The organism is Actinokineospora lacus (assembly GCF_053813445.1).
On the sequence record NZ_JBQERA010000003.1, the window covers coordinates 216,224 to 241,445 of the forward strand.

A 25,222-nucleotide genomic window follows, 5' to 3' on the forward strand; every position below is an offset into this window, starting at 1 on the left:
GGATGACTCAACCCGACAGGCGACGGCGTAGCCGTTTCGCCCTCGGCTTGGCCTTCAGCACGGCGGTCGCCGGCGCGATGCTGGCCATGCCGAACGCCAACGCCGCCGCGCCCGCCACGGGCGCCGCGGAGGAAGGCCCTGGCATCGGCAAGCACGACCAGGAGCTGCTCGCCAAGGCCATGCAGGCAGGCGAGAAGACCGTCAAGGTCCTGATCGCGACGGACGAGGGCGCAGGCGCCGCCGCTGTCGACGCGCTGGCCCGCGCGGGCGCCAAGATCGAGCACCGCACCGATGCGATCGGCTACGTGCGTGCCGAGGTGCCCGTCGGCCAGGTCGAGAAGATCGCGAAGCTGGCAGGCGTCGATGCGCTGGACATCAGCGAGAACATCGCCCTGCCCGACCCGAGGCCCGAGGGCATCGCGGACCCGACTCCGCAGACCCCGCCCGGCCCGTCGACCCCCAGGGTCAACCCGTACATGCCGACCGGCGACATCGGCTCGGCGCAGTTCGTCAACGACCACCCGACGTGGGATGGGCGCGGCACGACCATCGCCATCGTGGACTCCGGTGTGGACCTTGACCACCCGTCGCTGAAGACCACCACGACCGGCGAGCGCAAGATCACCGACTGGATCACCGCCACGGACCCGGGCTTCACCAACGGCGTCAACAACGACGACGACCCGACCTGGCTGCTGATGGACAACACCGTCCCCGGTGCCTCAATCGGCCTCCCCTCGGAGGGTGAGGTCGCCTTCGCCGAGCTCGACGAGCGCGACCCGCGCCTCGGGGGCGAGGAGGGCAACGACCTCAACCGCGACGGCAACCCCGCGGGCAGCAACGGGATCTTCGGCGTCGCGTGGAACAAGACCACCGACACCGTCTGGGTCGACACCGACCAGGACGGCAGCATGGCCGACGAGAAGGCCATGCAGAACTACAAGCTGCGCTTCGACATCGGCACCCTGGGCACCGACAACCCGGCCACCCCGGTCCGCGAGTCGATGACCTTCGTCGTGCAGACCTCGCCGTCGACCAACTCGGTCAACATCGGCATCGTCGCGGGCGCCCACGGCACGCACGTCGCGGGCATCACCGCCGCGAACCGCATGTTCGGCGGCACCATGACCGGCGCGGCGCCCGGCGCCAAGATCACCTCGGTCCGGATCTGCCTGTTCGTCAGCGGCTGCACCTCCTACGCCATGCTCGAGGGCATGATCTACGCGGCGCAGAACTCCGACGTGATCAACATGTCGGTCGGCGGCCTCCCGGCGCTGAACGACGCGAACAACGCGCGCGCCCGCCTCTACGACCGGCTCATCGAGGAGTACGGCGTCCAGATGTTCGTCTCCGCGGGCAACTCCGGCGCGGGCATGAACACCGTGGGCGACCCGTCGGTGGCCACCAAGGTCCTGTCGGTCGGCTCCTACATCACCAAGGCGACCTGGCAGCGCAACTACGGCTCCGACCTGGCCGTGGCCGAGTCGCTGCACGGCTTCTCCTCGCGCGGTCCGCGTGAGGACGGCGGGTTCAAGCCGCAGATCATCGCCTCCGGCTCGGCCATCTCCACCGTGCCGACCTGGCAGAACGGCGGTCCCGTCGCGGGCACCTACGCCCTGCCGCCGGGCTACGCGATGTTCAACGGCACCTCGATGGCCTCCCCACAGGCCGCCGGTGGCGCCGCCCTGCTGCTGAGCGCCGCGAAGGCCAAGAACGTCTCCGCAGCCCCGCACCAGCTGCGCAAGGCGATCATGTCCACCACCCGCTTCGTCGCGGGCCTCGACGCCTACGAGCAGGGCACGGGCCTGGTCGACGTCAAGAAGGCGTGGAACCTGCTCAAGTCCAACCCGACCGAGACCGTGATCAACACCTCGGTGCCGGTGAACACCGTCCTGTCGGGCTTCCTGGCCACCCCGGGCGTCGGCGTGGGCATCTACGACCGCGAGGGCGTCAAGGCGGGCGACCGCTACACCCGCCAGTACACCCTCACCCGGACCACCGGCCCGAACCACCCGGTCACCTACAAGGTGCGCTGGACGGGCAACGACGGCACGTTCAGCTCGCCGTCGACGGTGACCCTGGGCAAGGACTCGGCCACGAAGTTCACCGTGTCGGTCAACCCGCGCACGGCGGGCGTCCACTCGGCGGTGCTGTCCCTGGACAGCCCCATGTCCGCGGGCATCGAGCTGCACACGATGAACACCGTCGTCGCGGCGGAGGAGTTCAACGCGGGCAACGGCTACTCCGTCACCAAGGGCGGGCAGATCGGCCGCAACGAGGTGGCGAAGTACTTCTACCGCGTTCCGGCAGGCACCCCGGCGTTCAAGGTCGACCTCGTCGGCGGCGGCACCGCCGCGGGCGCGGGCCAGATCCGCTTCCTGCAGTTCCACCCCTACGGCGTGGGCGTCAGCAGCAACAACTCGCTGACCTGCTACAACCCGCCGGTTCCCGGTGGGTCGTGCCCGGGCAGCCCGACCAGCCGCACAGTGAGCAACCCGCTGCCGGGCGTCTGGGAGGTCGTGGTCGAGGCGCGTCGGACCTCCGACGTGGCCAAGGCCCCGTACACCCTGACCGCGTCCGTGCTGGGCGCGACGGTGTCCCCGAACCCGGACGTCATCGAGTCGGCGCAGGCCGGTGTCCCGGTGGCGCGCTCGTACACGCTGCAGAACCTGTTCGGCCAGTTCACCGGCCGCGCGGTCGGCACCCCGCTCGGCAGCGCCAAGCGCGGCGAGCTCACCATCGCCGACGGGGAGAACCAGCAGTACCAGGTCAACGTGAGCGCGGGCTCCACCGCGCTGCGGGCCAAGATCGGCAACACCGCCGACGCGGCCGCCGACCTCGACCTGTCGGTCTACAACTGCACCTCGGGCAGCTGCGTGCTGGCCGGTCAGAGCGCCGACGGCGACTCCGAGGAAGAGGTGACGGTCGGCAGCCCGGCAGCGGGTGTGTGGATCGTGCTGGTGCAGGGCTACGAGGTGCCCGCGGGCACCACCGCGTACGACTACCTCGACGTGTTCACCAACCCGGCCCTCGGCTCGGTGTCGGTGACCGACGCGAACGCCTCGCGCGCCGCTGGTTCCCAGTGGACCGTGCAGGGCTCGGTCGTGGCCAACGCGGCCCCGGCCGCCGGTCGCGTGCTCCTGGGCAGCGTCCAGGTGCGCACGGACGAGAACGTGCTGATCGGCTCCGGCGACGTGGTGATCCAGGCCGTGTCGTAGTGAGTCTGTAGTCGAGTCGGAGGGGGCCGGTCATCGCGACCGGCCCCCTTCTTCGTGTCGGATTCCCGCCAGCCGCGGGTCGGCGCGCTTGAGAGCATGGACCGGTGCTGACCGATCCCGAGCAGCGGTACCGCGCCGTGGCCGCCCGCGACGCCCGTTTCGACGGGCAGTTCATCACCGCCGTGCGCACGACCGGCATCTACTGCCGCCCGTCCTGCCCGGCCACGACGCCCAAGCGCCCCAACGTCGAGTTCTTCCCGACGTCGGCCGCCGCGCAGCAGGCGGGCTACCGGGCGTGCAGGCGGTGCCTGCCCGACGCGGTGCCCGGCTCCCCGGAGTGGAACCTGCGCGCCGACCTGGCCGGGCGGGCGATGCGGCTCATCACCGACGGCGCGGTGGAGCGCGAGGGCGTGCCCGGCCTCGCCGCGCGCCTGGGGTACTCCGAGCGGCACCTGACCCGGGTGCTGACCGCCGAGCTGGGGGCCGGTCCGCTGGCCCTGGCCCGCGCGCACCGGGCGCACCAGGCGCGGCTGCTGATCGAGACGACCGCGCTGTCGGTCTCCGACATCGCCTTCGCCGCGGGGTTCGCCAGCGTCCGGCAGTTCAACGACACCATCCGCGCGGTCTTCGCCACCACCCCGACCGCCCTGCGCGCCGCCCGCCGCGGCGACCGGCCGCACTCCCCCGGCCGCGTCGTCCTGCGCCTGCCCGTGCGCGCGCCCTTCGACGCCGCCGGCCTGCTGGCCTTCCTCGCGGCGCGGGCCGTCGACGGCGTGGAGACGGCGGGCCCCGGCGAGTACGCCCGGACGCTGCGCCTGCCGCACGGCACCGGGACGGCCCGGCTGCGGCCGGTGAACGGCCACCTGGAGGCCACCCTGGCGCTGACCGACATGCGCGACACGGGCTCGGCGGTGGCCCGGCTGCGCCGCCTGTTCGACCTCGACGCCGACCCGGTGGCCGTGGACGAGGCCCTGGCCGCCGACCCGGTGCTGGCGCCGCTGGTCGCCGCGGCGCCGGGCATCCGGGTGCCGGGGACCGTCGACGGCACCGAGACGCTGGTGCGGGCCCTGCTGGGCCAGCAGGTGACCGTGGCGGCGGCCCGGACCGCCGCGAACCGGCTGACCGCCGTCCTCGGCGAGCGCCTGCCGACCCCGGACGGGGAGTTGACGACGCTGTTCCCGACCGCCGAGGCGATCGCGGCACGGGGAGCCGAGGTGCTGACCGGGCCCGCGCGGCGGGTGGAGACGATCCTGACCGTCTGCGCCGCCGTGGCCGCCGGTGAGCTGGACCTGCACGTGGGCGCGGAGGGCAACGACCTGTGCGTGCGGCTGCGGTCCTTCCCGGGGATCGGGCCGTGGACGGCGGGCTACGTGGTGATGCGCCTGCTCGGCGCGTCGGACACGTTGCTGCTGCAGGACGTCGCGCTGCGCAAGGGCGCCACGGTGCTGGGACTCCCGTCCACACCGGACGCCCTGGACGCGCATAGCCAGCGCTGGCAGCCGTGGCGCTCGTACGCGGGGATGCACCTGTGGCGGGCGGGCGCGCAGTCGCGGCGGGCGGTGGCCTAGGTCGTGCTCCACATCTGAGGCACGGCCTAGATCAGGAGAGCGCGCAGGGAGTCGAGGGTGTCGGCTTCGGCTGGGGTCTTGTCCGGGCGGTAGCGGATGACGCGGGCGAAGCGCAGGGCGATGCCGCCCGGGTAGCGGGTGCTGGCCTGGACGCCGTCCAGCGCGATCTCCACGACGACGTGGGGGCGCAGGTGGACGGCCCAGTCGTCGCGGTGGGACTCGTACTCGGGGAAGGTGGCGGTCTGCCAGGCGAGGAGTTCGTCGGTGAGGCCCTTGAAGGTCTTGCCGACCATCACCGGCGGGCCGCCGTCGGGGTCGCGCGCGCCGAGGTGCAGGTTCGACAGGGTGCCGGTGCGGCGGCCGTGGCCCCATTCGGCGGCGAGGACGACGAGGTCGAAGGTGTGCACGGGTTTGACCTTCTGCCACGCCTTCCCGCGCCTGCCCGCCTGGTAGGGGGAGTCGAGGTCCTTGACCATGACGCCCTCGTGGCCCGCGCGCAGCGCCGCCGCGGTGAGGTCCTCGGCGGCGTCGGCGGTGGGCTCCATGACGCCGGGGACCACGTGGTCGCCGACGGCCCGGCGCAGCGCCGCCGTCCTGACGCGCAGCGGGCGGTCCAGCAGGTCCTCGCCGTCGAGGTGCAGGCAGTCGAAGAAATACGGGCGCAGCAGGAGCGCGCGGACCTGCTCCTCGACCGTGCTGCCGAAGCGGCTCATGGTCTCCTGGAACGGGCGGGGGCGGCCGTCGTCGGTCAGGGCGAGGGTTTCCCCGTCCAGGACGACGGACTCGCAGGGCAGGCCGCGCACCAGCTCGACCAGTTCCGGGACGCTGGCGGTGATCTCGCGCAGGGTCCTGGTCCAGACCCGGACCGCGGACCCCTGTTTGTGCACCTGGATGCGCGCACCGTCCATCTTGTACTCGACCAGGCACGGCGCCAGGTCGGCCACCGCATCGGCGAGCGACGAGCCGGGAGAGGCGAGCATGGGCCGGACCGGCCTGCCCAGCTCCAGCCCGAACCCGGCCAGCGCCGCCGCCCCGCCCGCCAGCGCGGCGGCGGCGGTCTCGGGCAACCGCCCGGAGAGCATGAACGCCCGGCGGACCACCGTCCCGGGCAGCTCGGCGGCGCGGGCGACCGCGTCGAGCATGACCCCCTCCAGGGCGCCCTGGCGCAGCTCGCCGGTCAGGAGGGCGTGGAGGAAGCGCTGCTCGTCGGCGGTGGCCGCCGACAGCAGCGCGCCGAGCAGCTCCGCCCGCTTGGCCGCCGAGCCCGCCCCGCCGACCCCGGCCACCTCGCCCAGGACCTGGTCGACGCCGCTCACGGTCAGGGTGGTGGCGGGCGCGGGCGGCCCCGCCACCGAGGCCAGCGTCCGCCACCCGGCCCCGATCCGCCCCTGGCGCGGCGCACCGGCCAGGAACGCCACGACCACCGGCACCTCATCGGCCGACGCCGCCTTCAGCAGGGCCGCGAGGGCGTCCACCTTCGCCAGCCGGGAGCGGGTGGCGCCCACGGCCGAGGACACCGCGACCACGTCGGCGAAACCCAGCATGGCCCCATCGTGCCCCGAACCACCGACATTCGCCGGGAACCCGGAGCGGTCCCACCCGTCCACCAATGCGAGGTTCCCGTACACAGTGGAGTGGACATCATGGGTGCAGTACGAATCGCGATCATCTGCGGCGCTGTGGGGATGACCGTCCTCGCCGGCTGCGCCAAACCCCCTGCCACCCCCGCGTCGCCTCCCACCCCCGCAACACCTGCCACCTCTGTCGCCGCCCCCTCCAGCACGCCCGGGTCCACACCGCCCGCGGTGGTGGCGGTCACGACGTCGGAGGCGCCGGTCAGCACGCCCGTGTCGACCACACCGCCGCCGAAGTCCTCGGACGAGGACTCCAACGCCGTCATCGGCCCGCTCGGCTGGCAGACCCTCCACCTGGCCATGACCCCGGCGGAGGCCGAGGCCCTCGGTGTCGCCGATCCGCTGCCCGAGGGCGATGACCTGTGCCAGGTGTGGCCCGCCCTGGGCATCACGCCGCTGGAGCGGGTCATCGTGCACCCGGAGCACGGGGTGTTCGCGATCCACCCCAAGGCGGTGGACTGGCTGCGCACCCCCGAGGGGATGCGCGTCGGCTGGAGCGCCGACGAGGTCGCCGCCGCGTACCCGGACTTCAACCCCGCGCACCTGGACCACGCCCACGGCCCCACCGTGGCCGTCCCGGGAAACCCGGACGCGGTCTACCGCCTGCAGTTCACCTCCTCGGGCGTCTTGGAGCGTTTCCTCCTCGAACGCGACAGCGACATGTGCTCGACCTAGCGGTGTTCCGGGGGAGTCGCCGCCGCGATCTCCCGGACGGCTGCTCGGAGGCGGTCCGGGGTCGTGGCGGCGTAGCCGATCACCAGGCCGGGGAAGGGCGCGGTGGTCAGGGCGTAGCCGGAGAGGGCGGGGGCGTGGACGCCGCGGTGGGCGAGGGCGCGTTCCAGCGCGGTGTCGTCGGCGCCGTCCGGCAGGCGCAGGACCAGGTGCAGGCCCGCGGCCACGCCGTGGGGGCGCCAGGCGGGCAGGTGGGTCGCGACGGCGTCCAGGAGGGCGTCGCGGCGGGCGCGGTAGAGGTGGCGGGTGCGGCGGAGGTGGCGGTCGTAGCCGCCGGTGCGAAGCAGGTGGGCCAGGGCGGCTTGGGGCAGGGGTGAGCAGCCCAGGTCGGAGAGGCGTTTGCGGTCCACGGCGCGGGCCGCCAGCGACGGGGGTGGGACCAGCCAGCCCAGGCGGATGGCGGGGGCCAGGACCTTGCTGACGCTGCCCAGGTAGGCCACGCGGTCGCGGTCCAGGGTGTGCACGGGGCCGACGGCGGGGCGGTCGTAGCGGTGCTCGGCGTCGTAGTCGTCTTCCAGGACCAGGCCGTCGCACGAGCGGGCCCAGGCGGTCAGGGCGCGGCGGCGGTCGGGGGCCAGGACCACGCCCAGGGGGAACTGGTGGGCGGCGGTGACCAGGACCGCGCGGGCGCCGCTGGCGGCCAGGCGGTCAACGCGCAGGCCGTCGGCGTCGACCGGGATGGGGACCGGGGTCAGGCCGTGGGCGGCGAAGACCTCGGCCGAGCCGGGGTGGGTGGGGTCCTCGACGGCGATGGCGCGGTGGCCGTCGGCGCGCAGCAGGAAGGCCAGCAGGGCCTGGCTCTCGGCCACGCCGTGGGTGATGACGATGTCGGCGGCCTGGACCGCGCGGACCCGGCCGAGGTAGGCCGCCAGTTCGGCGCGGAGCGCGGGCAGGCCCTGCGGATCGGGGTAGCCGAGCTGGTCGTCGGTCAGCGAGGCCAGGCCCGCCCTGGTCGCGGCCTGCCACTCGGCGCGGGGGAAGGCGCTGAGGGCGGGCAGGCCGGGGCGCAAGTCGTACCGCCAGCGGGGTTCGTCCTTTGTGGACAACTCGGAGCAGGTGCCCGCCGGGGTGGTGGCGACGGTGGTCCCCGAGCCGCGCCTGGTGATCAGGTAGCCCTCGGCGGCGAGCTGGGCGTACGCGGCGGTGACGGTGCCGCGGGCGACGCCGAGCTGGCCCGCGAGGTCGCGGCTGGACGGCAGCCGGGTGGCCGCGGGCAGCGTCCCGTCCCGGATGGCGGCGCGCAGCCCGGCCTCCACCGCGCGACGGCCGCCCGGGAGCAGCAGCTCGCGAAAGGTGGACCAGTTCGCAGACATCAAAGTGGAGCTTACCCCTGGTCCACTTACCGGCCATCCTGCTTCCCGTGACCCATCCTCGACTGGCGGGCCTGACCGCCGCCGCCCTGATCGGCGGCACCGTCCCGGTGTCCGGCCTGCTGGTGGACTACCCGCTGCTGACCGGGCAGGCGGCCCGCTACGTGCTCGGCGCCGCCGTCCTGGCGGCCTACATGTGGGCGCGCGGCGTCCCGTTCGGCAGGCCGCGCCTCGCCGACCTGCCGACGCTGGCCGCGGTGGTCCTGGTCGGCATGCTCGGGTTCAACGCGACCCTGATCGGCGCGCAGGAGCACGCCGACCCCGGGCTCGTCGCGGCGGTGCTCGGGGGCAGCCCGCTGCTGCTGGCGCTGGCCGGTCCCCTGCTGGCGGGCCGCCGACCGGCGGTGTGGGCGGTCGGCGGCGCCGTGGTCGTGGTCCTCGGCGTGGTGGTGCTGTCCGGCGGCGGCTCGTCGTCGGGGCCGGGCCTGCCGCTGGCGGTGCTGACCCTGCTCGCGGAGGTCGGGTTCACGCTGTTCGCGGTGAGCCTGATCCAGCGCCACGGCGGGCTCGTCACAAGCTTGTGGGCACACGTGGCCGCAGGCGTGCTCGGCGTCGTCCTCGCTTCCTTTGTGGACACGCCACGGCTGCCGACACCGGTCGAGGCAATGGCTTTGGCGACCGTCGCGGTGCTGGCGGTGGTGGCGGCCTGCCTGTGGTTCGGGGCGGTCGACGCGCTGGGCGCGGGCCGGGCGGGCGTGCTGGCGGGGGCCATGCCGGTGGCGGGCCTGGCCGCCTCGGTCGCGCTGGGCGCGGAGGACCTGCGGCCGGCCGCCGTGGTCGGCGTGGCCCTGGTCTGCGCCGGGTGCGTGATCGGCCTGCGGCCGTCACCGGCCCCCGCGCGCCATCCTGAGGACGTCGAGAGCCTCGTCTAGCTGGGCCTCGGTCAGCGCGCCAGAGTCGAGGTGGCCGCGGGCGATGACCACCTCGCGGATCGTGCGGCGCTCGGCGAGGGCCTGCTTGGCGATCGCGGCGGCCTCTTCGTAGCCCAGGTGGCGGTTGAGCGGGGTGACGATCGCGGGCGAGGACTCGGCGTACTCGCGCATCCGGTCGGCGTCCGGGACCAGTCCCGCGACCACCTTCGAGGCCAGCAGCCGCGCCACCGCCGCCAGCAGGCGGGTGGACTCCAGGACGTTGCGGGCGATCACCGGCAGCATCACGTTGAGCTGGAAGTTGCCCTGTGACCCGGCGAACGCCACCGCCGCGTCGTTGCCCATCACCTGGGCGACCACCATCATCGTGGCCTCCGGGATCACCGGGTTGACCTTGCCCGGCATGATCGACGAGCCCGGCTGCAGGTCGGGCAGGGCCAGCTCGGCCAGGCCGGTGCGCGGGCCGGACCCGAGCCACCGCAGGTCGTTGGCGATCTTGTACAGCGCCACCGCGGCCGTGCGGAGCTGGCCGGAGAGCTCGACCACCGAGTCCTGGGTGGCCTGCGCCTCGAAGTGGTCGGGGGCCTCGGTGAGCGGCAGGCCCGTCACCGACGCCAGCTCGGCGGACACCTCGGCGCCGAACCCGGCGGGCGCGTTGAGGCCGCTGCCGACCGCCGTGCCGCCGATGGCCAGCTCGCCGACGCGCGGCAGGGTGTCGCTCAGGCGGACGGCGGCGGTCCGGACCTGGCGCGCCCACGCGCCCGCCTCCTGCCCCAGCGTCACCGGGACGGCGTCCATCAGGTGCGTGCGGCCGGACTTCACCACGTCCGACCACTCCGTGGCCCGGGTCTCGATGGCGGCGGCGAGGGTGTCCAGGGCGGGCAGCAGGTCGGCGACCACGGCCTCGACGGCGGCGACGCGCAGCGTCGTGGGGAAGGTGTCGTTGGAGGACTGCGAGGCGTTGACGTGGTCGTTCGGGTGCACGTCGCGGCCGAGGGCGCGGGTGGCCAGGGTGGCGATGACCTCGTTGGCGTTCATGTTCGACGAGGTGCCCGAGCCGGTCTGGAACACGTCGATCGGGAAGTGCGCGTCGTGCTCGCCCGAGGCCACCTCGGCCGCGGCCGCGGCGATGGCCTCGGCGACCTCCGGCGCCAGCACGCCCAGCCGCCCGTTGACGCGCGCGGCGGCGGCCTTGAGCAGGCCGAGCGCCCGGATCTGGGCGCGTTCCAGGCCGCGCCCGGAGATCGGGAAGTTGTCGACGGCGCGCTGGGTCTGCGCGCGCCACAGGGCCTCGGCGGGGACTTCGACCTCACCCATCGTGTCGTGCTCAATGCGGAACTCGGGCATGGCTCCAGTGTCTCGGCGCTGGGCAGTGTCAGCGACCCCACATAGTCTGGTGTGAGGACGCCCACCACGCCCGAGAGCAGGCCCCCATGACCGCTCCCATCGACACCGACCTCCTGATCGTCGGCGCTGGCCCCACCGGGCTGTTCGGCGCCTACTACGCCGGGTTCCGCGAGCTGAGCACCGTCGTCGTCGACTCGCTGCCCGAACCGGGCGGCCAGGTCACCGCGATGTACCCCGAGAAGATGATCTACGACGTCGCGGGCTTCCCCGCCGTGCGGGGCCGTGACCTGGTCAACTCGCTGGTCCAGCAGGCCGACCAGTGGAAGCCGACCTACCTGCTCGGCAGGCGGGCCGCCAAGCTGGCCGAGGTGGACGGGGCCTTCGAGGTCGGCCTCGACGGCGGGACCACCGTGCGCGCGCGCTCGGTGCTCGTCACCGCCGGGATCGGCGAGTTCACCCCGCGCCCGCTGCCCGCGGGCAGCGAGTGGCTCGGCAGGGGGATGGTGCACTTCGTCCCGTCCTTCGAGGCCCACCGCGGCCACCACGTCATCATCGTCGGCGGCGGCGACTCCGCCTTCGACTGGGCGCTGGCCCTGCACGACGTCGCCGCCAGCGTCACGCTGGTGCACCGCAGGGCGAAGTTCCGCGCCATGCCCGCGACGGTCCGGCAGGTGGAGGCGCTGGGCGTGCCGATCATCACCGACGCCGAGGTCGTGGCGCTGCGCGGGGACGGGTCCGGGCTGGCCGAGGTCGAGCTGGCGGTCAAGGGCGTCGACGTGAACCCCGTGCTGCCCGCCAACTCCGTCGTCGCGGCGCTGGGCTTCACCGCCGACCTCGGGCCGATCGAGTCCTGGGGCCTGGAGATCCACCAGCGGTCCATCACCGTGGACCCGACCATGCGCACCGCGCGGGAGATGATCTACGCGGCCGGGGACGTCGCGGCGTACCCGGGGAAGGTCAAGCTCATCGCGACCGGCTTCGGCGAGGCGGCCACGGCGGTGAACAACATCGCCGTCGCCCTCGACCCGGACGCGCACCTGTTCCCCGGGCACTCCAGCGGCTGAGTCAGCGGACCACCTGGACGGTGTCGCCGACCCCCAGGGCGGAGAAGTACCGCGCCGCCGCCGCCTGCGACAGGTGGATGCAGCCGTGGGACTTCTCCCGCAGGCTGCCCTGGTGGAAGGCGATGCCGCCGTTGAAGAACACCGAGTACGGCATCGGCGCGTTGTTGAAGATGCTGCTGCGGTGGTGGCGGTTCTTCCAGCCGACGGTGAACGTCCCCGGCGGGGTCTCCCAGCCCGCCTGGCCGTGGGTGATCGGGACGGGGCCGTAGACGGCCGCGCCGTCGGCGATCAGCCAGGACTGGTTGGCCGAGAGGTCGACGCAGGCGTCGGCGGTGGCCTTGCACGGCGTGCCCTTGGCCAGGCCGACGGGCCGGGGCTTGGTCGTGGTGGGCCGGGGCGTCGGCGGGCGGGTCGCCGTGCCGCTCGGCCGCGGCTTGGTCGTCGGCGGCCCGACCGTCTTCGTGATCGTCTTCGTGGGCTTCGGCTTGGTCGTCGTCGGCTTCGGCTTGGGCTTCGTGGGCTTGGGCTTCGTGGACGTGGGGGCGACCGTCTTGGTGGGCGCGCTGGTCGTCGTCGTCATGGGGGCGGCGTCATGGGGCGAGGCGGCGCTCGTCCCACAGGCGGCGAGTGCCGCGACCGTGGCCGCCCCCAGCAGTGCGTGTCGGATGCGCATGTCCGCTCCTCGGCTGTCCGGCCAGTGGTCTCACCCACTAAGACGGCCGTGGCGGGCGCGAAGTTGTCGGCAGCGGTCAATCCGTTACGCGATCAGGGCAGCGGCGGCAGGGACTCGTGCTCGCGGTCGAAGTCGACCGAGGCGTACTCGCGGAGCTTCGTCAGGCGGTGGAAGCCGTCCATCATGCGCACGGTGCCGGACTTGGAGCGCATGACGATGGACTGCGTGGTGCAGCCGCCGGAGCGGTAGTGCACGCCGCGCAGCAGGTCGCCGTCGGTGACTCCGGTCGCGCAGAAGAAGACGTTGTCGCCGCGGACGAGGTCATCGGTCAGCAGGACGCGGTCGAGGTCGTGGCCCGCGTCCCTGGCCTTGGCGCGCTCGGCGTCGTCGCTGGGCCAGAGCCTGGCCTGGATGGCGCCGCCCATGCACTTGAGCGCGCTCGCGGCGATGATGCCCTCCGGGGTGCCGCCGATGCCCATGAGCATGTCGACGCCGGTGTTGGGCCGCGCGGCCGAGATCGCGCCCGCGACGTCGCCGTCGGAGATGAAGTGGATGCGCGCGCCCGCGGCCCGCACCTCCTCCACCAGGTGGTCGTGGCGGGGCCGGTCGAGGATGCACACGGTCACGTCGGAGATCTCGGTCTGCTTGGCCCGCGCCACCCGGCGGATGTTCTCCGCCACCGGGGCGGTGATGTCGATGACGTCGGCCGCCTCCGGGCCCACGGCCAGCTTCTCCATGTAGAACACCGCCGACGGGTCGAACATCGCGCCCCGCTCGGCCACCGCCAGCACGGCGATCGCGTTCGGCATGCCCTTGGACATCAGGGTCGTGCCGTCGATCGGGTCGACCGCGACATCGCAGTCGGGGCCGTCGCCGTTGCCCACCTCCTCGCCGTTGAAGAGCATGGGCGCCTCGTCCTTCTCGCCCTCGCCGATCACGACCACCCCGCGCATGGACACCGTGCCGATCAGCTTGCGCATCGCGTCGACCGCCGCGCCGTCGCCGCCGTTCTTGTCGCCCCTGCCGACCCAGCGGCCCGCGGCCATGGCCGCCGCCTCGGTCACCCGGACCAGTTCCAGAGCCAGGTTCCGGTCGGGCGCCTCCCGACGGCGGGGCGTACTGGACGTGGTGCTCATGCTGCCTCCCGGATTGACGCTGACCCGGAAATCCTCCCAGAGGGGATCGGTCCAGTGCCGAACGGAGAACCGGTGCCGCTCGTCACCCCCGATCGGCCCACACCCGCTGCCGAAGGCCGGACCTGCGACGATGGCGTGGTGCCAGAGACGCCCATCCCCGACCCCGACGCCCAGTCGCGCCCCGACCCGACCGCGCGCAGGCTCGCCCAGTCCCTGCGGGACATGGTGTGGTCGCTGGTCGCCCTGCTGATCGTGGTCGGCGTGGTGGCCGCCTTCAGCAGGGGGTGCTCGTTCAGCCCCGGCAGCCCGACGGTCGACCCGTCGACCGCGCCGACGGTGGAGCTGGCCGACACCCTGCCGGGCACCGCGAAGACCGTGGACTTCCCCCTGCGGCTGCCCGCGGTCCCGCCGTCCTGGCGCGCGAACTCGGCGAGCACCGACGGGCTGCCCCCGACGTCGGTCGTGGTCCGGGCGGGCTGGCTGACCCCGCAGCGGTTCGTCCAACTGAGCCAGTCCGGCGCGCCCGCCGCCGACCTGCTGCGCGCGGAGACCGAGCTGACCGACCCGGCGCCCGCCGGCGAGGTCGTCCTCGGCAGTGCCAAGTGGACTGTCTACCCGGGACGCCGCGACGAGGTGGCGTGGCTGGCCGACCTCGGGGACGTGCGGCTGCTGATCACCGGCACGGGCGCCGAGGCCGAGTTCCGCGCGCTCGCGGAGGCGGCCCAGGCGGCGCCGCCGCTGCCCACGGAGTAGGGCGGCTCAGGAGGTTTCCGCCTCCGCGGCCGCCAGCGCCGTCTCGACGCGCTCGCGGGCGCCCGCCAGGTGCCGGTCGCAGACCTTGGCCAGCGTCTCCCCGCGCTCCCACAGGGCCAGGGAGTCCTCCAGGGACAGCCCGCCTGCCTCCAGGGTGGCCACGACCGAGGCCAGCTCGTCGCGGGCCTGCTCGTAGCCCAAGTCCTCAGTCACCGCGCCGCGCTCCTCGATTGGCTGTACACGCGCACCAGTGCGGTGGCGACCGCCTGGTCGTAGCCGACGAACGCCTCGGCGAACTCCGCGCCGTCGCGGTCGGCCACGGCCTCGACGATACGACTCTGCGCGCGGTCGACCCGACCTCGGTGGCTCGCGCAGTCCGCGCGCCACCACGACGGCCCCGCGTAGACCGAGGCGGCGTGGCCCAGTTCGCGCAGGCGCCCGGGGAGCAGCCTGCGGCCCGGGGCGTCGCAGCCCGCGAGCAGGGCGGCCCAGCACTCGGCCGCCGCGGCGTCGGCGCGCAGCGCGCCCGCGTGGACACCGCGGACGGACGGGTCGGCGGACGGGTCGCGGGCGAGGGTGGCCGCGGTGGAGATGGTCAGGGGCAGGAACGTCGAATCGGTCCGTGCCACAGCGTCACCCTCCTTCGCCTGCCGTTTCCCGATCGCCGGTGGCGACCGCGTGGAGGGCTCCATCGGCGACCCGGACGCGCAGACGGGTGCCCTCCGGAGCGTCCTCAAGTGAGCGGAGAACCCGGGCAGACCCATCGGCACCGGTGAACTGGACCACCGCATACCCCCGTGCAAGAGTGGCGGCTGGCCCCAAGGTCGTCAAGCGCGCCCGGGTCGAGGCCAGCGCGGTCGTCTCGGCCGTCACCCGTCCGAGCACGGCCCGCCGGGCCCGGCCGACCAGCGCGGCCACCGCGTCGGAATGCCTGTCCAGCGGGGTCAGCGGGTCGGACAGCACCGGCCGCGACCGCAGCGAGTCCAGCAGCCGCCGCTCGCGGTCGACCCAGCCGTGCAGCGCCCGACGAGCACGATCACGCAGTTGGCGTACTCGCGCGGTCTCCTCCGCGACGTCCGGAACGACCCGTTTGCCCGCGTCGGTCGGGGTGGAGCAGCGCACGTCGGCGACGTGGTCGAGCAGCGGGGTGTCCGGCTCGTGCCCGATCGCGCTGAGCACCGGCGTGCGGCAGGCCGAGACTGCCCGGCACAGTGCCTCGTCGGAGAACGGCAGCAGGTCCTCCACGCTGCCGCCGCCGCGGGCGATCACGATGACGTCCACCGACGGGTCGCGGTCGAGCGCCGAGAGCGCCTCGACGATCTGCGGCACGGCCAGAGCGCCCTGCACCGCGACGTTCTCCACCCGGAACCGGACCGCGGGCCAGCGCGCGGTGGCGTTGACCAGCACGTCGCGCTCGGCCGCCGAGGCGCGGCCGGTGATCAGCCCGACGCGGCCGGGCAGGAACGGCGGGCGCTTCTTGCGGGCGGGGGCGAACAGGCCCTCGGCGGCCAGCAGCCGCCGCAGCCGCTCGATGCGGGCCAGCAGCTCGCCGATGCCGACCGCGCGGATCTCCTCGGCGCGCAGGCTGATCGTGCCGCGGTTCATGAAGAACGTCGGCTTGGCGTTGACGACCACGCGCGCGCCCTCGGCCAGCGCGGGCTGGGACTTCAGCAGGCCCATCGCGCAGGTGACCGTCATGGACACGTCCGCGGCCGGGTCGCGCAGGGTCAGGAACGCGGTGCCGGTGCCCGGGCGCGCGGAGATCTGGGTCACCTGGCCCTCCACCCACACCGTGCCCAGCCGGTTGATCCACTCGGCGATCTTGCGGGCGACCGTGCGGACCGGCCACGGCTCCTCGGCGGTGGGGCCGCTCACGTCTGGTCGCGCACCGTCGCGATGCGACGGGTGAGCATGCCCACGAAGGACGGGCGGTTCTCGGTGCCGCGCTCGTAGGCCAGCAGGTCCTCAAGCTCGGCGGCGGAGAAGCTGCGCAGCCGCGCGCGCAGCTGCGGCAGCGACAGCTCGTCGTAGTTGCCCACCGAGGCGGGCGGGCCCGCCGAGACCCCGGCGATGGCCTTCTCCTCCCGCGTCCACGGGTCCTCCGGCTCCTCGCCGTACTCCTCGCTGCTGAAGTCGACCTCGCCGTCGGCCTCGTCGTCGCCGACCCGGTCGAAGGGGGGACGGCTGTCCCGGCCCGCGTCGGTGTCGGCGTCGGCGTCCTCGTCGAAGGTCGCCCACTCGGGGGTCTCCTCGACCGGCCGCAGCGCCGCCAGCGCCTCGTCACCCTTGATCGCCAGCTCGGTGACCTGCTGCTGGATGCGCATGGACACCTGCAGTGCCTGGCTGGCCACGGTCACCGGCAGGCCGGCCAGCTGGCTCGGCAGCTCACGCGCGCGCTCCACGGCCGTCAGGGCCAGCCCGGCCGCGACGCGCAGGGGCAGGGGGAGGCTCTTCATGCGCTCTAGCCTGCCCCAGGCGACGGCGTCTGCCCAGAGCGGGGCGGGGCGCGTCTACCCTTGACGCCATGACTGCTGCTGACCCGACGCCGCGCAAGCGCGTGCTCCTGGCCAAGCCGCGCGGCTACTGCGCGGGCGTGGACCGGGCCGTGGAGACCGTCGAGAAGGCGCTGGAGACCTACGGACCGCCGGTTTACGTGCGCAAGGAGATCGTGCACAACCGCCACGTCGTGGACACCCTGCGCGAGCGCGGGGCGATCTTCGTCGACGAGACCGACGAGGTGCCGGAGGGCGCGCTGGTCGTCTTCTCCGCGCACGGGGTCTCCCCCGCGGTGCACGGCGAGGCCGCCGAGCGCAACCTGCGCACGATCGACGCGACCTGCCCGCTGGTGACGAAGGTCCACAACGAGGCCAAGCGCTACGCCAAGCAGGACTACGACATCCTCCTCATCGGCCACGAGGGCCACGAGGAGGTCGAGGGCACCGCCGGTGAGGCGCCCGAGCACGTGCAGCTCGTGGACACCGCCGAGGACGTGGACTCCGTCGTCGTGCGCGACCCCTCGAAGGTGATCTGGCTCTCCCAGACGACGCTGTCGGTCGACGAGACGATGGAGCGCGTCGACCAGCTCAAGGCCCGGTTCCCGAACCTGCTCGCCCCGCCCAGCGACGACATCTGCTACGCCACGCAGAACCGCCAGGTCGCGGTGAAGACGATGGCCCCGGAGTGCGACCTGGTGCTGGTCGTCGGCTCGACGAACTCCTCGAACTCCAAGCGGCTGGTCGAGGTGGCGCTGCAGGCGGGCGCGCGGGCGTCGTACCTGATCGACTTCGCCCGCGAGGCCGAGGAGTCCTGGCTGGACGGTGTCGCCACCGTCGGGGTGACCAGCGGCGCGTCCGTGCCGGAGATCCTGGTGATGGACCTGCTCGCCTGGCTGGCCGAGCGCGGCTACGGCGAGGTCCACGAGGTGACCACGGCCAACGAAAAGATCGTGTTCTCGCTGCCCTCCGAGCTGCGCCGCGACCTCAAGACCGGCTGACCCAGCACCGGCCAGCCCAGGGCCTGCTGGTCAGCGCTCGGGGCGGGGGCGCCGCGGCTTGCGGTCCTCGTCGCGGGCCGGGCGGCGTGCCTCGGGCTTGGCGCGGCGCTCGGGCTGCTCGTCGCGGGGCTTGCGGGCGCGCTCCTGGGCCGGGCGGGGCTTGCGCTCGTCGGCGGGCCTCGGCTTCCGGTCCTCCGCGGGCCGCGTCTTGCGCTCCTCCGCGGGCCTCCTGCGCGGCTCGTCAGCCGGGCGGGGGTGGCGCGCGGGCGGCTCGTCGTCCCCGTCGGGGTCGTCGTCCTGGGCGCGGTTGACCGGCTTGCGCTGCAGGAACAGCCTGCCGATGCCGATGGCCAGGACCACGCCCGTCGTGATCGCCATCGTGGGGAAGTTGCCCGTCAGCGGCAGCGCGACGTTGAACAGCAGGCCCTTGAGGCCGCCGCCCGCGCCGGGGCCGAGCGCGACGAGGGCGCAGACGGAGACCAGCGCGAACACCAGCGGCGGCTGCACGATGGGACCGAACAGGTTGCGCCTGCGCACCAGGCAGACCGCGGCGACGCAGCCCGCGATGTAGGCGCCCTGGAAGACCGGCCCGAGCGTGTCGCGCGTCTGCATGTCGATGACCGCGGCGACCGCGGACAGCCCGATGGCGAGCAGGATCGCCCCCCACCACGGCAGTCCACGCGACTGGCCCAGGATCGGCCGTTCATCCCACGCGGGTGCGGCGCGGTCCTCGTCAAGATCGCCCCGGCGATCGCGTGTGGCAGTCACGCCCGTACACGTTAGCCGTTCAGCGCAGTCCGTCCGCAGGCGTCGGCAAAACCGGGTACCGGCGCTCACCGGGCGTGCGAACGCGATCACCCGTCATGGTGTACAGGTGTGCCCTGGACGGGTGATTCGCCGTTGACCGCGATCTCGTCGGCCTGCCGCAGCGCGGGCAGGGGGGTCGGGCTCGCGGTGGACTCGCTCAGCGGCAGCACGGAGGCGCGGAACTGCTCCAGCGCCTCCAGTTCCCTGCGGCGCGCGGAGACGAAACGCTGCAGGTGGGTGCTGGAGAGGTTCAGCGCGTCGATGGCGCTGCCCGCGGCCCGGTGCGCTGATGCCGATGCCGCGCGCACGGCGGCGACGTCCTCGACGATGGCGCGCTCGGTGGCGGCGAACAGCGCCGCGGCGGCGACCACGCCGAACCCGGTCGGCCCGCAGAGGAACACCCGCCGGTCCAGCAGCCAGCGCAGCAGCCCGGGGTCGGTGTCCAGCGCGGCGACGACGGCGGCGTCGGAGGGGACGAACATGACCGTGCCGTAGATGGCGTCCGCCCAGCGCTGGTAGTTCTTGCCCGCCAGCTCCGCGGCGCGGGAGCGGATGTTGCGCACGTGCACGCGCAAGGCGTCCACGCGCTCCTCGGCGTCGTCGGTCTCCACCGCCTCGGCCCAGCAGGCCAGGCTCATCTTGGCGTCGACCGGGACGCGCCTGCCGTCGCCGACGAGCAGCAGCAGGTCGGGCCGGGCCGCGCCGCCGCCCGCGACATCGGTCTGGACCTCGTAGTGCAGGCCCTCCCTGAGCCCGAGGGCGCGGGCGGTCTCGACGAGCACCCGCTCACCGAGCTCGCCGCGTCCGCTGATGGAGGAGAAGGCGACCTCGTAGCGGCGCAGCGCGGCCTGGTGGGTGTCGGAGCGGGCGCGCTCACCGGCGACTTCGGCGCGGGCGGCCTCGGCGCGGCGGTTGCTCTCGGCGTAGAGCCGCAGGAACAGCGCCACGGCCGCGGCCAGCAGCAGGGCGAGGACGGCGGTCAGGGTGCCCAGGACGGCGGTCACGCGATCATTGTGGCCCACCGTGGCCGCACCGGGCCGAACGTCCGTTCGAGCGGCGTGGCCTCCCCCATTCGGGCGCAAGAGCGCCCTACCGTGTCCGCCATGCGGCTGCTCCACACCTCCGACTGGCATGTGGGCCGCACCTTCCACGGCCGCGACCTGCTGGTCGAGCAGGAGTCGGTGCTGGGCGGCCTCGCCGACCTGGTGGCCGACGAGCGCGTCGACGTCGTGGTCGTGTCCGGGGACCTCTACGACCGCGCCGTCCCCGCCGCCGAGGCGGTCGCGGTGTGCGGGCGCGTGCTGCGCCGTCTCGCCGACGCGGGGGCGCGCATCGTGGTCACGCCCGGCAACCACGACTCCGCGCCGCGCCTGGGCGCTTTCGCCGACTTCACCCCGTCCGGCGGGCTGTACCTGCGGACGTCGATCGCCGAGCTGGACCGGCCGGTCCTCCTGGACGACGGGCACGGCCCGGTCGCGCTCTACGGCATCCCGTACCTGGAGCCCGACCCCGCGCGCCAGGTGTTCGGCGACCCGGAGCTCAAGGGCCACTCCGGCGTGCTCGGGGAGGCGATGCGCCGGGTCCGGGCGGATCTGGCGACGCGCCCGGACGGCACGCGGTCGGTGGTGCTGGCGCACGCGTTCGTCGTGGGCGGGGAGGCCAGCGACTCCGAGCGCACGATCGCGGTCGGGGGCGTGCCGCACGTGCCGGGCAAGCTGTTCGACGGCGTGGACTACGCCGCGCTGGGCCACCTGCACGGCCCGCAGACCCTCGCCGGGCACCTGCGCTACTCCGGCAGCCCGCTGGCGTACTCCTTCTCCGAGGCACGCCACCGCAAGTCGGTCTGGCTGGTCGAGCTGGACGCGGGCGGGCTGGCCGGGGTGGAGCGGCGCGAGCTGCCGGTGCCGCGCCCGCTGGCGAAGCTGCGCGGGGACATCACCGACCTGCTGGAGGACCCGGCGCACGAGGCGTTCACCGGCCACTTCCTGTCCGTGGAGCTGACCGACCCCGCCCGCCCGCTGGACGCCATGCGCAGGCTGCAGAAGCGCTTCCCGCACGCTGTGCACATGGAGTGGCGCCCCGAGGGCCGGAGCGCGGCTCCGCGCAAGTACAGCGACGCGGTGCGCGGGCGGGACGACGAGGCGGTCTCGTGCTGTTTCGTGGAGGCCGTGCGGGGTACGACCGCCACGTCGTCGGAGCAGGCCCTGCTGCGCGAGGCGTTGGCGGCGGTGGCCGGGAAGGAGCCGGAGTGAGGCTGCACCGGCTCGAGCTGACCGCGTTCGGCCCGTACCCCGGCCACGAGGTGGTCGACTTCGACGTGCTCGCCGCCGAGGGCCTGTTCCTGCTGCACGGCGACACCGGCGCGGGCAAGACCTCGCTGCTGGACGCGGTGGCCTACGCGCTGTTCGGCAGCGTGCCCGGGGTGCGCGACCAGGCCAAGCAGCTGCGCTGCGACAGCGCGCCGGACATCGTCCACACCGAGGTCAGCCTGGAGCTGACGGTGCGCGGCAGGCGGCTGCGGGTCTCGCACAGCCCGGAATACCCGCGGCCCAAGCGCCGCGGCGGCGGTGTCACCAAGCAGAACGCGACAGCGAGCCTGACCTGGCTGGACAGCGACCACGAGGGCCTGACCCGCATCGATGAGGTCGCGCGGACCGTGCAGCACCTGCTGGGGATGACCAAGGAGCAGTTCTTCCAGGTGGTCCTCCTCCCGCAGGGCGAGTTCGCGCGGTTCCTGCGCTCGGAGACCAAGGAGCGCGAGGAGCTGCTGGAGCGGCTCTTCGGCACCGAGCACTTCAAGCGGGTCGAGCACTGGTTCCGGGAGAACCGGCGGGCGCTGGGCCAGGACGTCGAGCGGGCGCGGGTGCTGGCCCAGGGGCTGGCCGGGCGGGTCGCGCAGGTCGTGGGCGCCGAGCCGCCCGAGACGCCGGACGAGGCGTGGCTGACCGGCCTGGGGTCCGACGTGGACGCCGAGGCCGCTGGCGCCGCGGCGGTCGAGGTGGCGGCGGGCCGCACGCGGGTGGCCGCCGAGTCGGCGCTGGCCGAGGGCCGCGCGCTGGCCGAGCGGGTGCGCCGGGTCCAGCGGGCCACCCAGGTGCTCACCGAGCTGGCCGCGCAGGCCGGTGACCGGGCGGAATGGGCCGAGGAGCTGGACGCGGCCCGCCGCGCGGCGGGCGTGGTGGCCGCGGTCGACGCGCTGCGGGCGCTGGAGCGGCAGGCGCGGGCGGCGGCGCGCTCGCTCGCCCAGCGGGTGCTGGCCGCCGAGGCGCTGGGCTGGACCGAGTCCGACGACCCGCGGGCCACGGCCAACGCGCTGCGCGAGGAGGCGGGCGAGCTGGGCGGGCTGGTCGCCGAGGCCCAGCGCCAGGTCGACGACGAGGCGCGGCTGGCCGAACTCGACCGGCGCCTGTCGGAGACGACGTGGGACGAGCTGGGCGCCGAGGCCGACACCCTGACCGTCGCGCTCACCCAGGCCCGCGACGCCGTGGCCGACGCAGCACGCGCGCTGGCCACTGTGGACGGCCTGCGCGCGGCGGCCGAGGCCGCGGCGACGGCCGTGCGCCACGCCGCCGAGCTGCCCGCGGCCGAGCGGGCGCTGGCCGAGGCGGTCGGGGGGCACACCGGCGCCGTCGACGCCCACCAGGACGCGCGGGACCGGCTGCTGGACGTGCGTCAGCGGCGCCTGGCGGGCATGGCCGCCGAGCTGGCCGCCACCCTGGCGCCGTCGTCGTCGTGCCCGGTGTGCGGCTCGCTGGAGCACCCGGCGCCCGCGCGGGCCGCCGACGTGGTCTCGGCGCGGGACGAGGAGCGGGCCCAGGACCGCGAGCAGCGGGCCCTGCGCGCCCGTGACGGCGCCGCCGACGCGCTGCGGCAGGCCAGGGCGGCGGTGGACACCCTGCGCGAGCGGCTGGCGGACTGGGACGACCCGATGGCCGCGCACGCCCGCGCCGAGGCCGCTTTCGTTGCCACGCAAGCGGTCGCGGCCTCGCACGGCACGCGGGTCGCGGAGCTGGAGGCGGTCGAGCGCGCGGTGGAGGAGGCGGGGCGGCGGCGCACCCAGCTGGCACAGGACATCGCGTCGTGGCGGGCCGAGCGCGACGAGGTGGCGGCCGTGGTGGCCCAGCGGTCCTCCCGGTTGCTGGCCGCGCGCGGCGGGCACGCCTCGGTCGGCGAGCGGCGGGCGCGGCTGCTGGAGCTGGGCTCGGCGCTGGACGCCGTCGCCGACGCGCGGGCCGCCGAGGCGGCGGTCTCGGCGCGGGTGGACGAGCAGCGCACGGCGGTGGCCGCCGCGGTCGCCATCGCCGGGTTCGCCACCCTCTCCGGCGCCTTGGGGGCGGCGCGGGAAGAGGAGGTGATGGCCAAGCTGGCGACGCAGCTGGGCGAGGCCCAGCTCAAGGAGTCGACCAACCGGGAGATCCTGGCCGACCCCGAGCTGTGGGGGGTCGCGGCGGAGACCTCGGTCGACGTGGCGCCGCTGGTGGCCGCCGCCGACGTGGCCCGGGAGCGCGCGGAGGAGGCGGTCGCGCAGGCCAGGGCGGCCGCCGGGCGGGCCGAGGCGATGGCGGGGCTGGCGGGGCGGCTGCGGGCGGCGTGGCGGGACCTGGCGCCGGTCGAGGCGCGGTTCGCCGAGCTGGACGCGCTGACGGACGTGGTGAACGGGCGGGGGCAGAACACCGCGCGGATGTCGCTGCGGGCCTACGTGCTGGCCGCGCGGCTGGAGGAGGTGGCGGTCGCGGCGACCGACCGGCTGCGGCGGATGACGCAGGGCCGCTACGCGTTCGTGCACTCCGACGAGGCCGGGGCGCGGGGCACGCGGGGCGGGCTGGGGCTCGACGTGCTCGACGACTTCACCGGCCGGGTGCGCTCGTCCAAGACCCTCTCCGGCGGGGAGTCCTTTGTGGCCTCACTGGCGCTCGCCCTGGGGCTGGCCGACGTGGTGGCCTCGGAGACCGGCGGGGCGGTGCTGGACACCCTGTTCGTGGACGAGGGGTTCGGGGCGCTGGACGCGAACACCCTCGATGACGTGATGGCGATTCTGGACGAGCTGCGGGCAGGCGGCCGGGTGGTGGGCGTGGTGTCGCATGTGGAGGAACTGCGGCAGCGGATACCGGTGCGACTGCGGGTACACAAGGCCCGGTCGGGGCCGACGCTGGAGCTGGTCCGCGGGTAGGTCGCGTTCAGTGTGGGGCGCGGCTATGCCGTGCCCCACACTGAAACACGGCCTGGCGGCGGCCCCGGGCAAGGGCGTCTGTTCACCCGGGGCCGCCTGTCCGTCCGGTCAGGAGCGGCGCCGCGCGGCCGGGACCGCGCGGGCCGCCGATGACCGGCACCCCCCACCACGGCTTCGCCCCGACGCGACCTGGCGGGCCACGGCCTGACGCCGGCAGGCCGGGACCGTCATCGGTCGACCGCGTGGCACAGGGCGATCAGCGGTGCGGCACGCAGGGATTTCGTGGCGGACATCGAGCCTCCCGAGCAGGGGTGGGTGACACGTGAACGGTGGCTCCGGCGGCCGTCCCGCCACAAGGGGCCGCCCTGGCCCGCCGGGACGTTCCGGCAGTTCGCCGCATCTTTACCGTCAAGCGGGGCGCCATTACTGTGAACATTCACCGTCGTTCACACCGATGGGAGGAACGCGTGCCCGACCCGCTGGCCGACGCCCTGCGCCGGGGTCCCTTCCACGTGGCGCTGCGCACCGCGATCGAGACGCGCGGGCTGTCGCTGGCCCGGCTGCGCGCGCACCTGGCCCGGCTGGACGTGCACGTCGCCGAGTCCACCCTCAGCTACTGGCAGCGCGGCCTGCGCCACCCCGACGCCCACCACGCCCCCACCGCCGTCCGCGCCCTGGAGACCGTGCTGGGCCTGCCCGTGGACTCGCTGGTCGTGCTGGTCGGGCCCGCGCGGCGGGGCAAGGCCCGCAAGCAGGCCACGTCCTTCGCCGAGCTGATCGTGGCCGGGCCCATCACCCGGGAGCTGCTGCGCGAGCTGGGCGTCGACCCCGAGCAGGTCAACGCCGACCTTGAAGTGCGGCTCATCACCGAGCGCATCAGCATCAGGGCGGACCGCTCCCAGGGCCGGGTGCGCACCCGGATCGTGTCCCAGGCGCGGGCGCCGGGCATCGACCGCTACGTCGCGGTCTACCACAGCGAGCCCGGCGGCGACTCCCACCAGGTCCAGGTCACCGCCGACGACGGCTGCCGGGTCGGCCGGGTGCGGCGCAAGGCGCACGGCCTCGTCTTCGAACTGGTGTTCGACCGAACCCTGGCCCAGGACGAGACGGTCGTGCTCGGCTTCACCGTCGACGACCACACCGGCCTGCCCTGCCCTGGCTACTACCGGCTATTCCGCGCCCGCAGCGGCCCGTTCCTGCTGCAGTACGAGATGGACGCCCTGCCCGCCCGGCTCGTGCAGGAGGTGCGCGTCAGCGACGCGCGCCCGCCCACCCTGGCCCGCGAGCTGTACTGCGACCGCGCGGGCGTGGTCAGCGCGTACTACCCGGGCATGGAGCCGGGCATCGCCGGTATCGCCCTGGAGTGGGAATGACCGCTAGGTTGACCT

At 74.3% G+C, this 25,222-nt stretch carries 21 protein-coding genes; 10 read left to right on the forward strand and 11 right to left on the reverse strand.

Translation table 11 applies throughout. The features are described 5' to 3' along the window. Positions 1-2 precede the first annotated feature (2 nt). The gene (locus ACTG9Q_RS09125) at positions 3-3,218 is read left to right on the forward strand and encodes a S8 family serine peptidase (RefSeq protein WP_455572218.1); all 3,216 of its coding nucleotides are present in this window, start codon (positions 3-5) and stop codon (positions 3,216-3,218) included. Positions 3,219-3,322: 104 nt separating this feature from the next. Next, the gene (locus tag ACTG9Q_RS09130) at positions 3,323-4,786 is read left to right on the forward strand and encodes an AlkA N-terminal domain-containing protein (RefSeq protein WP_455572219.1); all 1,464 of its coding nucleotides are present in this window, start codon (positions 3,323-3,325) and stop codon (positions 4,784-4,786) included. 26 nt (positions 4,787-4,812) lie between these two features. Here ACTG9Q_RS09130 and ACTG9Q_RS09135 read toward each other — a convergent pair whose 3' ends face one another. Then, positions 4,813-6,330 carry an ATP-dependent DNA ligase gene (locus ACTG9Q_RS09135; protein ID WP_455572220.1) on the reverse strand — a complete coding sequence of 506 codons (1,518 nt, stop codon included), beginning with the start codon at positions 6,328-6,330 and terminating at the stop codon, positions 4,813-4,815. Between the two features lie 99 nt (positions 6,331-6,429). Here ACTG9Q_RS09135 and ACTG9Q_RS09140 point away from each other — a divergent pair, with 99 nt between their 5' ends. After that, positions 6,430-7,095 carry a hypothetical protein gene (locus tag ACTG9Q_RS09140; protein ID WP_455572221.1) on the forward strand — a complete coding sequence of 222 codons (666 nt, stop codon included), beginning with the start codon at positions 6,430-6,432 and terminating at the stop codon, positions 7,093-7,095. Here the strand turns inward: ACTG9Q_RS09140 and pdxR are convergent. After that, on the reverse strand, positions 7,092-8,465 hold the full coding sequence (gene pdxR, locus ACTG9Q_RS09145; protein ID WP_455572222.1) for a MocR-like pyridoxine biosynthesis transcription factor PdxR: 1,374 nt from the start codon (positions 8,463-8,465) through the stop codon (positions 7,092-7,094). The genes ACTG9Q_RS09140 and pdxR overlap by 4 nt on opposite strands. A 47-nt stretch (positions 8,466-8,512) precedes the next feature. Here pdxR and ACTG9Q_RS09150 point away from each other — a divergent pair, with 47 nt between their 5' ends. Beyond that, the gene (locus tag ACTG9Q_RS09150; RefSeq protein WP_455572223.1) at positions 8,513-9,394 is read left to right on the forward strand and encodes an EamA family transporter; all 882 of its coding nucleotides are present in this window, start codon (positions 8,513-8,515) and stop codon (positions 9,392-9,394) included. On the opposite strand, the gene ACTG9Q_RS09155 is transcribed toward ACTG9Q_RS09150, so the two are convergent. Then, positions 9,347-10,738 carry a class II fumarate hydratase gene (locus tag ACTG9Q_RS09155; RefSeq protein ID WP_455572224.1) on the reverse strand — a complete coding sequence of 464 codons (1,392 nt, stop codon included), beginning with the start codon at positions 10,736-10,738 and terminating at the stop codon, positions 9,347-9,349. The two genes, ACTG9Q_RS09150 and ACTG9Q_RS09155, sit on opposite strands and share 48 nt — an antisense overlap. A gap of 86 nt (positions 10,739-10,824) precedes the next feature. Between ACTG9Q_RS09155 and ACTG9Q_RS09160 the strand changes: the two genes are divergently transcribed. After that, positions 10,825-11,802 carry an NAD(P)/FAD-dependent oxidoreductase gene (locus ACTG9Q_RS09160; protein WP_455572225.1) on the forward strand — a complete coding sequence of 326 codons (978 nt, stop codon included), beginning with the start codon at positions 10,825-10,827 and terminating at the stop codon, positions 11,800-11,802. Between the two features lies 1 nt (position 11,803). Here ACTG9Q_RS09160 and ACTG9Q_RS09165 read toward each other — a convergent pair whose 3' ends face one another. Then, positions 11,804-12,475: a L,D-transpeptidase gene (locus ACTG9Q_RS09165; protein ID WP_455572226.1), complete on the reverse strand. Its 672-nt coding sequence runs from the start codon at positions 12,473-12,475 to the stop codon at positions 11,804-11,806. Positions 12,476-12,567: 92 nt separating this feature from the next. Then, on the reverse strand, positions 12,568-13,611 hold the full coding sequence (gene glpX, locus ACTG9Q_RS09170; RefSeq protein ID WP_455572227.1) for a class II fructose-bisphosphatase: 1,044 nt from the start codon (positions 13,609-13,611) through the stop codon (positions 12,568-12,570). 138 nt (positions 13,612-13,749) lie between these two features. Between glpX and ACTG9Q_RS09175 the strand changes: the two genes are divergently transcribed. Continuing rightward, a complete protein-coding gene (locus tag ACTG9Q_RS09175; RefSeq protein ID WP_455572228.1) occupies positions 13,750-14,364 on the forward strand; it encodes a DUF4245 domain-containing protein in 615 nt (204 codons plus the stop codon). A 6-nt stretch (positions 14,365-14,370) separates the two neighbouring features. Here the strand turns inward: ACTG9Q_RS09175 and ACTG9Q_RS09180 are convergent, their stop codons facing one another. The 4 genes from ACTG9Q_RS09180 to ACTG9Q_RS09195 are packed head-to-tail and all read right to left on the reverse strand — an operon-like array spanning position 14,371 to position 16,820. Then, positions 14,371-14,577 carry an exodeoxyribonuclease VII small subunit gene (locus ACTG9Q_RS09180; protein WP_455572229.1) on the reverse strand — a complete coding sequence of 69 codons (207 nt, stop codon included), beginning with the start codon at positions 14,575-14,577 and terminating at the stop codon, positions 14,371-14,373. Then, positions 14,574-14,993 (reverse strand): sugar ABC transporter substrate-binding protein, encoded by a 420-nt coding sequence (locus ACTG9Q_RS09185; protein ID WP_455572230.1) that lies wholly within the window; start codon positions 14,991-14,993, stop codon positions 14,574-14,576. Before ACTG9Q_RS09185 ends, ACTG9Q_RS09180 begins: the two co-directional genes overlap by 4 nt. Before the next feature lie 4 nt (positions 14,994-14,997). Continuing rightward, positions 14,998-16,239 carry an exodeoxyribonuclease VII large subunit gene (gene xseA / locus ACTG9Q_RS09190; RefSeq protein ID WP_455572231.1) on the reverse strand — a complete coding sequence of 414 codons (1,242 nt, stop codon included), beginning with the start codon at positions 16,237-16,239 and terminating at the stop codon, positions 14,998-15,000. Continuing rightward, entirely contained in the window at positions 16,236-16,820 is a 585-nt protein-coding gene (locus ACTG9Q_RS09195) for a lipid droplet-associated protein (RefSeq protein WP_455572232.1), read from the reverse strand. Before ACTG9Q_RS09195 ends, xseA begins: the two co-directional genes overlap by 4 nt. A 68-nt stretch (positions 16,821-16,888) precedes the next feature. Here ACTG9Q_RS09195 and ACTG9Q_RS09200 point away from each other — a divergent pair, with 68 nt between their 5' ends. Further along, positions 16,889-17,857: a 4-hydroxy-3-methylbut-2-enyl diphosphate reductase gene (locus ACTG9Q_RS09200; RefSeq protein ID WP_455572233.1), complete on the forward strand. Its 969-nt coding sequence runs from the start codon at positions 16,889-16,891 to the stop codon at positions 17,855-17,857. Between the two features lie 30 nt (positions 17,858-17,887). On the opposite strand, the gene ACTG9Q_RS09205 is transcribed toward ACTG9Q_RS09200, so the two are convergent. Together ACTG9Q_RS09205 and ACTG9Q_RS09210 are read right to left on the reverse strand one after the other, a co-directional pair. Then, positions 17,888-18,625: a DUF6542 domain-containing protein gene (locus ACTG9Q_RS09205; protein WP_455572234.1), complete on the reverse strand. Its 738-nt coding sequence runs from the start codon at positions 18,623-18,625 to the stop codon at positions 17,888-17,890. 86 nt (positions 18,626-18,711) lie between these two features. Next, positions 18,712-19,668 carry a DNA recombination protein RmuC gene (locus tag ACTG9Q_RS09210; protein ID WP_455572235.1) on the reverse strand — a complete coding sequence of 319 codons (957 nt, stop codon included), beginning with the start codon at positions 19,666-19,668 and terminating at the stop codon, positions 18,712-18,714. Positions 19,669-19,767: 99 nt separating this feature from the next. Here ACTG9Q_RS09210 and ACTG9Q_RS09215 point away from each other — a divergent pair, with 99 nt between their 5' ends. The 3 genes from ACTG9Q_RS09215 (at position 19,768) to ACTG9Q_RS09225 (ending at position 25,207) form a co-directional block, all read left to right on the forward strand. Continuing rightward, positions 19,768-20,916: an exonuclease SbcCD subunit D gene (locus tag ACTG9Q_RS09215; protein ID WP_455572236.1), complete on the forward strand. Its 1,149-nt coding sequence runs from the start codon at positions 19,768-19,770 to the stop codon at positions 20,914-20,916. Continuing rightward, a complete protein-coding gene (locus ACTG9Q_RS09220; RefSeq protein ID WP_455572237.1) occupies positions 20,913-23,834 on the forward strand; it encodes an AAA family ATPase in 2,922 nt (973 codons plus the stop codon). The genes ACTG9Q_RS09215 and ACTG9Q_RS09220 overlap by 4 nt, the downstream gene beginning before the upstream one ends. Before the next feature lie 467 nt (positions 23,835-24,301). Further along, positions 24,302-25,207: a hypothetical protein gene (locus ACTG9Q_RS09225; RefSeq protein WP_455572238.1), complete on the forward strand. Its 906-nt coding sequence runs from the start codon at positions 24,302-24,304 to the stop codon at positions 25,205-25,207. Positions 25,208-25,222: the final 15 nt, after the last annotated feature.

What these genes read in the sequence shown, in the direction of transcription:
- ACTG9Q_RS09125 (WP_455572218.1), top strand. Translation starts at nt 3, where the DNA reads ATGACTCAACCCGACAGGCGACGGCGTAGCCGTTTCGCCCTCGGCTTG.
- ACTG9Q_RS09135 (WP_455572220.1), bottom strand. Translation starts at nt 6,330, where the DNA reads ATGCTGGGTTTCGCCGACGTGGTCGCGGTGTCCTCGGCCGTGGGCGCC.
- ACTG9Q_RS09140 (WP_455572221.1), top strand. Translation starts at nt 6,430, where the DNA reads ATGGGTGCAGTACGAATCGCGATCATCTGCGGCGCTGTGGGGATGACC.
- pdxR (WP_455572222.1), bottom strand. Translation starts at nt 8,465, where the DNA reads ATGTCTGCGAACTGGTCCACCTTTCGCGAGCTGCTGCTCCCGGGCGGC.
- ACTG9Q_RS09155 (WP_455572224.1), bottom strand. Translation starts at nt 10,738, where the DNA reads ATGCCCGAGTTCCGCATTGAGCACGACACGATGGGTGAGGTCGAAGTC.
- ACTG9Q_RS09160 (WP_455572225.1), top strand. Translation starts at nt 10,825, where the DNA reads ATGACCGCTCCCATCGACACCGACCTCCTGATCGTCGGCGCTGGCCCC.
- ACTG9Q_RS09165 (WP_455572226.1), bottom strand. Translation starts at nt 12,475, where the DNA reads ATGCGCATCCGACACGCACTGCTGGGGGCGGCCACGGTCGCGGCACTC.
- glpX (WP_455572227.1), bottom strand. Translation starts at nt 13,611, where the DNA reads ATGAGCACCACGTCCAGTACGCCCCGCCGTCGGGAGGCGCCCGACCGG.
- ACTG9Q_RS09195 (WP_455572232.1), bottom strand. Translation starts at nt 16,820, where the DNA reads ATGAAGAGCCTCCCCCTGCCCCTGCGCGTCGCGGCCGGGCTGGCCCTG.
- ACTG9Q_RS09200 (WP_455572233.1), top strand. Translation starts at nt 16,889, where the DNA reads ATGACTGCTGCTGACCCGACGCCGCGCAAGCGCGTGCTCCTGGCCAAG.
- ACTG9Q_RS09215 (WP_455572236.1), top strand. Translation starts at nt 19,768, where the DNA reads ATGCGGCTGCTCCACACCTCCGACTGGCATGTGGGCCGCACCTTCCAC.